The organism is Paenibacillus forsythiae T98 (genome assembly GCF_000520735.1).
Classification (GTDB): Bacteria; Bacillota; Bacilli; order Paenibacillales; family Paenibacillaceae; genus Paenibacillus_AQ; species Paenibacillus_AQ forsythiae.
Window position 1 is genome coordinate 1 of the sequence record NZ_ASSC01000272.1, and the last position, 7,165, is coordinate 7,165.

Annotated in this window: 1 protein-coding gene; it reads left to right on the top strand. The window is 51.6% G+C overall.

The window, feature by feature from the left end:
- Positions 1-7,165: SDR family NAD(P)-dependent oxidoreductase (locus L692_RS30565; protein WP_025699179.1), on the top strand; the 7,165-nt coding region annotated here is incomplete at both ends.

The window sequence follows — 7,165 nt, forward strand, 5'->3', positions numbered from 1 at the left end:
GCGTTATTGGCTGCCCGTTCCGTCCGTAAAAGCACAGCAGCCGTCTGCAGCTGCGATAGAGGCATGCTTACTGCATCCTCTGCTGCACCAAAATACATCGGATCTTACGAAGCAGCGTTTCAGTTCAGTATTTACCGGCAGAGAATTTTTTCTGTCCGATCACCAGGTAAATGGAGAACGAATTCTACCGGGCGTAGCTTATTTTGAGATGGTTCGGGCTGCTGTTGAACTGGCAGCCGGAGAGCTGCGCGCGGAACGCTCTAGAATCCGGATCAGGAGCTTAACATGGATCAGACCGATTACAGTCGCCGATGCACCGGTAAGCATCCATGTTGGACTCGTTCCTGAGGAGAATGGTGAAATCTCAGTTGAGATTTATGGGGAAGGAAGGGAGGCTGGCGCTGATCTTGTCCTGCACTGTAAGAGCAAAGCGACATTTATAGATTCGGATGCAAGGCCGGCTCTGGATATACAAGACCTGAAAGCCCAATGCGGCGTGGCCGCGCTTACCTCAGATCAATGCTATGAAATCTCCAAATCCCGAGATTATTATTATGGTCCCGGTCTGAGGGGGATTGAAAGGGTGCATGTCGGCTTCCAGCAGGTGCTTGCCAAATTAAGCCTCCCCTTCTCTATTGAGGACACGGCGGAACAGTTTGTTCTCCATCCGACCTTACTGGATTCTGCCTTGCAGGCCGCGATTGGTTTGATTGTCAATCCGGAAGATTTAGCGGGCTCCGGCAATGCCGAGAAATTAAAGACCGTACTGCCTTTTGCCGTCCAGGAGCTTGAAATTGTCGGAGCTTGCGAATCGTCCATGTGGGCATGGATCCGGTACAGCGAAGGCTGCACCGCACAGGATAAAGTGCAAAAAATCGATGTTGATTATTACGATCATGAAGGCAATCTTTGTATTCGAATGATTGGGTTATCCGCCAGAGTGATGGAACAGGAGCCTAACAACGGCGCAACAACGGCCCGCGATAAAATGGAAACTCCCGCTCCAACCAATTGGGCGGCTGGAAGCCACAATCTTGTTCCCGTATGGGATACGGTTCCTGTAACGGCAAGAAACCGTTGGCCGGAGCCTGCCGATCGCGTTTTGATGATCGGCTGCGTCGGAGAAGACTCATCGTCTATCAGGGAGCAGTACATGAACGCCAAACATCTGAATCCGGCGTCTTTCGCTTCGGCGTCCGAGCTTTCCCGGCAGTTAAAGGAATTGGATTCGATCGATCATATTGTATGGGCGTCATCGCAGCGCTCCCGGCCTTCCGTGACCGACGAAGCGCTGATTGATGGACAAGAGCAGGGCGTTCTCCAACTGTTCAGGCTCGTTAAGGCTTTGCTTGAGTCGGGATATGGAACCAAGAATTTAGGGTGGACAATCGTGACCACACAAGCCCAGCCGGTTCATCCGAGCGAGTCAGTAAATCCTGCCGATGCAAGTGTTCATGGGCTGGTCGGTACCATGGCCAAGGAGTATCCCGCTTGGAAGATCCGGCTTATGGATCTTGAATCGGGAGGCGAATGGCCGGTATCGGAGATGCTGGAGATGGACTCGGAGGAGCAGGGCGATAGCTGGGCTTACCGCGGCGGCGAGTGGTTTAAGCGGCAATTGATTCCACAGACAATGGCTGATCATCCGGAGAAATCGCTCTATAAAGCCGGCGGCGTTTATGTGGTTATCGGTGGAGCCGGAGGCATCGGCGAGGTATGGAGCGAATATATGATTCGCACCTATCAGGCCCGTGTTGTGTGGATTGGCCGAAGTAAAGGGAGCGCAGCGCTTCAACGTAAACTTGACAGACTCGCATCCTTTGGACCCGCGCCATTCTACATTTCAGCGGATGCGAGGGACCGGGATGCTTTGCAGCAGGCTTATCGGGAAATCAAGGAGCGTTACGGTCATATCGATGGCGTGATCCATTCCGCGATCGTTTTGCTGGATAAAAGCCTGGCTAATATGGAAGAGGAACAATTCCGGGCGGGGATTGCGGCAAAAGCGGATGTCAGCGTTCGGCTGGCCCAAGTATTTAACGGGGAACCACTCGACTTTGTCTTATTCTTCTCCTCTTTGAATTCGTTCTTAAAGCCGCCGGGTCAAAGCAACTATTCTGCGGGCTGTGTATTCAAGGATGCCTTTGCCCATCAACTATCGTTGGAATGGGCTTGTCCAGTCAAGGTGATGAATTGGGGTTATTGGGGAAATGCCGGTGTTGTTGCCTCAAAAGAATATCAGGACCGCATGGCGCAAGCAGGCATTGGATCAATAGAATCCGAGGAAGCTATGGCGGCGCTTGAAACGCTTCTTGCCGGAAGAGTAAGACAAATGGCTTTGATGAAGACGACGAGGCCGCTTAGCCTAAAGGGTGTGCGAAACGAGGAGAGGCTGGAAGTCAATGCTCAGTTTACTCCATCCCTGATCAGGGAGATGCGGATGACGATGGTGGACGACACCGGAATCCGGCGTATTCAAAAGGATTTAATCGAGAAATCCGAAAAGATGGGCCAGTTATTGCTTGACCTCCTGTGGAGTCAGCTTCAATCAGCGGGATGGTTCTTAGAGGAATCCGGCGATATCGCGGCGTTGAAATTAAAGACTGGCCTGCCGGATATGTATGAGCGGTGGCTTAAAGAAAGCATAGCGTTATTTGTGCGCAAAGGCTTTCTGCAAAGTGATGGATTCACGTATACTGTCATGAAAACAGAGCCGGCGGAGATGACTGCACAATGGATGGAATGGAACAGGCAAAAGGAACTTTGGATTGCCGACCCGAATATGAAGGCGCAGGTTTTGCTGGTAGAAGCCGTCCTTCAGAATTTGCCTGAAATTGTAAGCGGCCGTTCGCTTGCCACGGATATTATATTTCCCGGCGGTTCCATGGACTTGGTGGAGGGAATATATAAGCACAATGCTATCGCGGATTACTATAATGAAGCGCTGGCGGATCATGTAGTAGCTTACGTGCAGGCACGCGCGAAGCTTGATCCGAAAGCAAAAATCCGGATTCTGGAGATTGGCGCTGGCACCGGAGGAACGAGTTCGATGGTATTTCGGAAGCTGAAGTCCGTCGAACAATACGTGCAGGAGTATACGTACACCGATCTGTCCAAAGCTTTCCTGCACCATGCGGAAAAAGAATACGGTCCTGACTATCCGTACCTGACCTATCGTTTGTTTAATACAGAGGAACCTGTTGCCGGGCAAGGGATTGCCACAGGAACGTACGATCTGGTTATTGCCGCCAACGTTATGCACGCCACTCCAAACATCCGACAGTCGGTTCGCAATGCTAAAGCGGCCTTAAAGACAAACGGGCTGCTGCTGCTGAACGAGTTGGCTTCGAACTCTCTGTTTACCCACCTGACCTTCGGCCTTTTAAAGGGATGGTGGTTGTATGAAGATTCTAAGCTTCGTATTCCCGGCTCCCCAGGGCTCTCTCCTCAAACCTGGGAGAGAGTTCTGGAAGGCGAGGGCTATCATTGCGTTTACTTCCCGGCGGCTTCCGCCCACAAATTGGGGCAACAGATCATTATTGCGGAGAGTGACGGTATTCTCCGTTTGCAGGCGGCGCAGCTAAGTGCAGATGGAGTCAGCCAGGGGGATGCTGCTCAGAGCGCCAGTCAGCATATTCGGAAAGAAAAACTGATGACAAACGAGATATCGAGACGGCCTGAAACGATTAAACATACGGCGGCCGACCATGTCAGACTGGTGATTCGCGAGAATCTGTCGAGTCTTTTGAAAATGGAAGAAGGAGAAATCCAGGACGAACAGAGCTTTTCAGATTACGGCCTGGATTCGATCACCGGGGTTCATTTTGTTAAAGTTCTCAATGATTCTCTGGGAATTGAAATAGAGACGATCGCGTTATTCGATTACAGTTCTGTCTCCCAACTGACCGGGTTCATTCTATCGGAGCATTCAGCGGCGATCTTGGACAAGCTGGCTCCGGCAGAAACCGCTATTTCTGTGAAAGCGCCGAACGGCCCTAGCGCCGATCAATTTGCCACTGCGGAACGTTCGCCTTTCCTGGCAGCTTCATTGGAGAGCGAGCAGGATGCGTCTGCAGAGAATGAACGGTTGACAATGTATATCCGCGGCATTGTTATGGATCACTTGTCCGAAGCGTTGAAGCTGGATGCGAAGGAAATCGATCCGGGGCGTCCTTTTGCGGATTACGGATTGGATTCGATCACCGGTGTTCACATGGTCAAGCTGATTAACGATACGTTGGCCATTGAATTGGAGAGCATCGCTCTATTCGATTACAGTTCGGTGTACAAGCTCGCTGAATTCATATATTCCCAATACGGGGGCAAGGTTGCCGGTTACACCGCTAATCAGGCCGCACGGCAAGAAGCGCTTAAGGTCTACAGCGAACGGGAGGAAATCGCAAGACCCGCCATTGCCGCAGGCAGCCGCTTTATCCGAAGAGGGGAACGCCCGGTGCTGACAACCGGGGGGGGTGAAGAAACAGCAGGCTCTCCAATTCACAAGGGGCCGATCGCCGTTATCGGCATGAGCGGGAGATTCGCGAAATCGAAGTCCCTGAACGAGTTTTGGAACCATTTGTCGTCGGGTACTAATTTGGTTGGTGAAGTAAGTCGCTGGGACCTGTCCAAGTATTTTCCGGAGGGCTCGGATTACTGCAAGTATGGGAGCTTTTTAGACGATATCGATAAATTTGATCCCCTCTTTTTCAATATATCGGGGCTAGAGGCGAGTTATATGGACCCCCAGCAGCGAATCTTCTTGGAGGAATCATGGAAAGCTTTGGAGGATGCCGGCTACGCAGGAGAGGGTGTAGGGAACCGGAAATGCGGAATTTATCTGGGCTATACCGGCGGAGATTACGTTCATCTACTAGGTGAAAATCCTCCTGCGCATGCATTCATGGGCAACTCCGGTTCCATTATTCCGGCGCGGATTGCCTATTATCTGAACCTGAAAGGACCCGCGGTTACAGTAGATACAGCTTGTTCCAGCTCGCTGGTTGCCATTCATCTGGCTTGTCAGGGCTTATGGACGGGAGAAACGGAAATGGCGCTGGCGGGAGGCGTCTCTATTCAAACTACGGCGGGTTTTTACCAAAGTTACAATGGTATGGGAATGCTTTCACCGACCGGACGTTGCCAAACTTTTGATGACCGTGCGGACGGATTCGTCCCTGGAGAGGCTGTCGGGGCGGTGGTGCTCAAGCGTTTAGAGGATGCGATAGCGGACGGTGACCACATCTACGGCGTCATCCGGGGGTCCGGGATGAATCAGGATGGCACAACCAACGGGATGACGGCTCCGAGTGCCATTTCTCAGGAGCGGTTGGAGCGTGAGGTATATGAAAATTTCGCTATCAATCCGGAGAATATCCAAATGGTGGAGGCTCACGGGACCGGCACTAAATTAGGCGATCCGATCGAATATCACGCACTGAGCCGGGCATTCCGCAAGTATACGGACAAAACGGAGTTCTGCGCCATAGGATCGGTTAAGACCAACATTGGCCACGCGGCGGCGGCGGCGGGAGTTTCAGGATTTATTAAGGTATTGCTGGCGTTGCGGCACAAGCAAATTCCCCCAACCCTGCATTTTGAATCTGGCAATTCAAACATCCAGTTTGAAAAAAGCCCGTTCTATGTCAATTCTTCCCTGAAAGATTGGAACACATCAGGTTCCGTCAAAAGGTGTGCGGCCCTCAGTTCTTTCGGATTTAGCGGCACTAATGTGCACCTGGTCATCGAGGAAGCGCCTAAGCTCATGCGGAAACCTGCGGAGAAGCCGGGTTACTTGATTGTGCTATCGGGCCGGACGTTTGAAGCGCTACGCGAGCAAGCCGCCCAGCTACAGGAGTTTTGCCTTTCGGAGCTAATGGTGAATTGCGGGAATATGAGTTACACCCTGATGCAGGGCAGAAGGCATTTTCAGTACCGCCTGGCTTGCGTCATAAGCAGTGTTGGGGAACTGGAGGATGTATTAGGCATCTGGCTTAAAAAGGGCAAGACGGCAAAAGTGCTTGTTTCGCAAGTTAAGGAAAACGAACACAGGGAACAGGCATCCTTAAAGAGATACGGGAATCAGTGCATTGAACATTGCCGTTCCGTCCGCGATGGAAGCGACTATTTGGAGCAGTTGTCCACTGTTGCCGAACTATTCGTTCAGGGCTATGCCCTTAATTACAGCGGGCTTTTTGCCAATGACCGATATTGCCGGGTTCCTCTGCCGACGTATCCTTTTGAGAGGGAACGTTACTGGGTGGAGGAGCAGGAAGAGCCGCTGACTGCTGTGGACCGCAATTCCGGTGCGCTGGCGGCGGCATCCATTCTGCATCCTCTGGTTCATCAGAATACTTCGGACTTTTCAGAGCAGCGGTATAGCTCCACATTTTCGGGAGAGGAGTTTTTTCTCACCGATCATAAGGTGAATGGACGAAAAGTTCTTCCTGGCGTTGCATACCTTGAGATGGCACACGCAGCAATCAGCCAGGCGTCCGGCGAGTCGAAAGAACAAGGGAACGGAGTTCTTCTGAAAAATGTAGTATGGGCTCGTCCAATCATCGTGGAGGAGCATCCTGTTCTCGTGCATATCGCACTCTCTCGGGAGATCAGCGGCGAGATCAGCTACGAAATTTTCACCGAAGATGGTGGCGGGGATTGGATGGTGCATAGTCAAGGCAGCGCACAGGTGCAGGCGATTGCCGAAGCTTCCCTAATGGATATATCCTTAATAAAAGCGAAGTGTGCTGAGGGTATCGTGACGGCTGAGCAATGTTACAATGCCTTTAATTCCATCGGAATGGAATATGGACCTGGGCATAAGGCAATTACAGAATTGTACCTGGGAAAAAATCAGGTGCTTGCAAAGCTTTCTCTGCCGAAATCTGTCACGCAGCGGCAAGACCGTTATGTACTCCATCCCAGTCTGATGGATGCTGCGCTTCAAGCACCCATTGGCTTGATAATGAATGGCTTCCATATGGACGGGACTGGCAACCCGGAACAGCATAAGCCGATTCTTCCATATGCGGTAGAAGAGGTACAGATTATTCGTCCATGCGTACCGGAAATGTGGGCGCATGTTCGAATGGATGAAACAATCCCGGCCACAAGGCAGATACAGAAATATAACCTGGATCTGTGCGATGAGAGCGGACGGGTCTGTGTC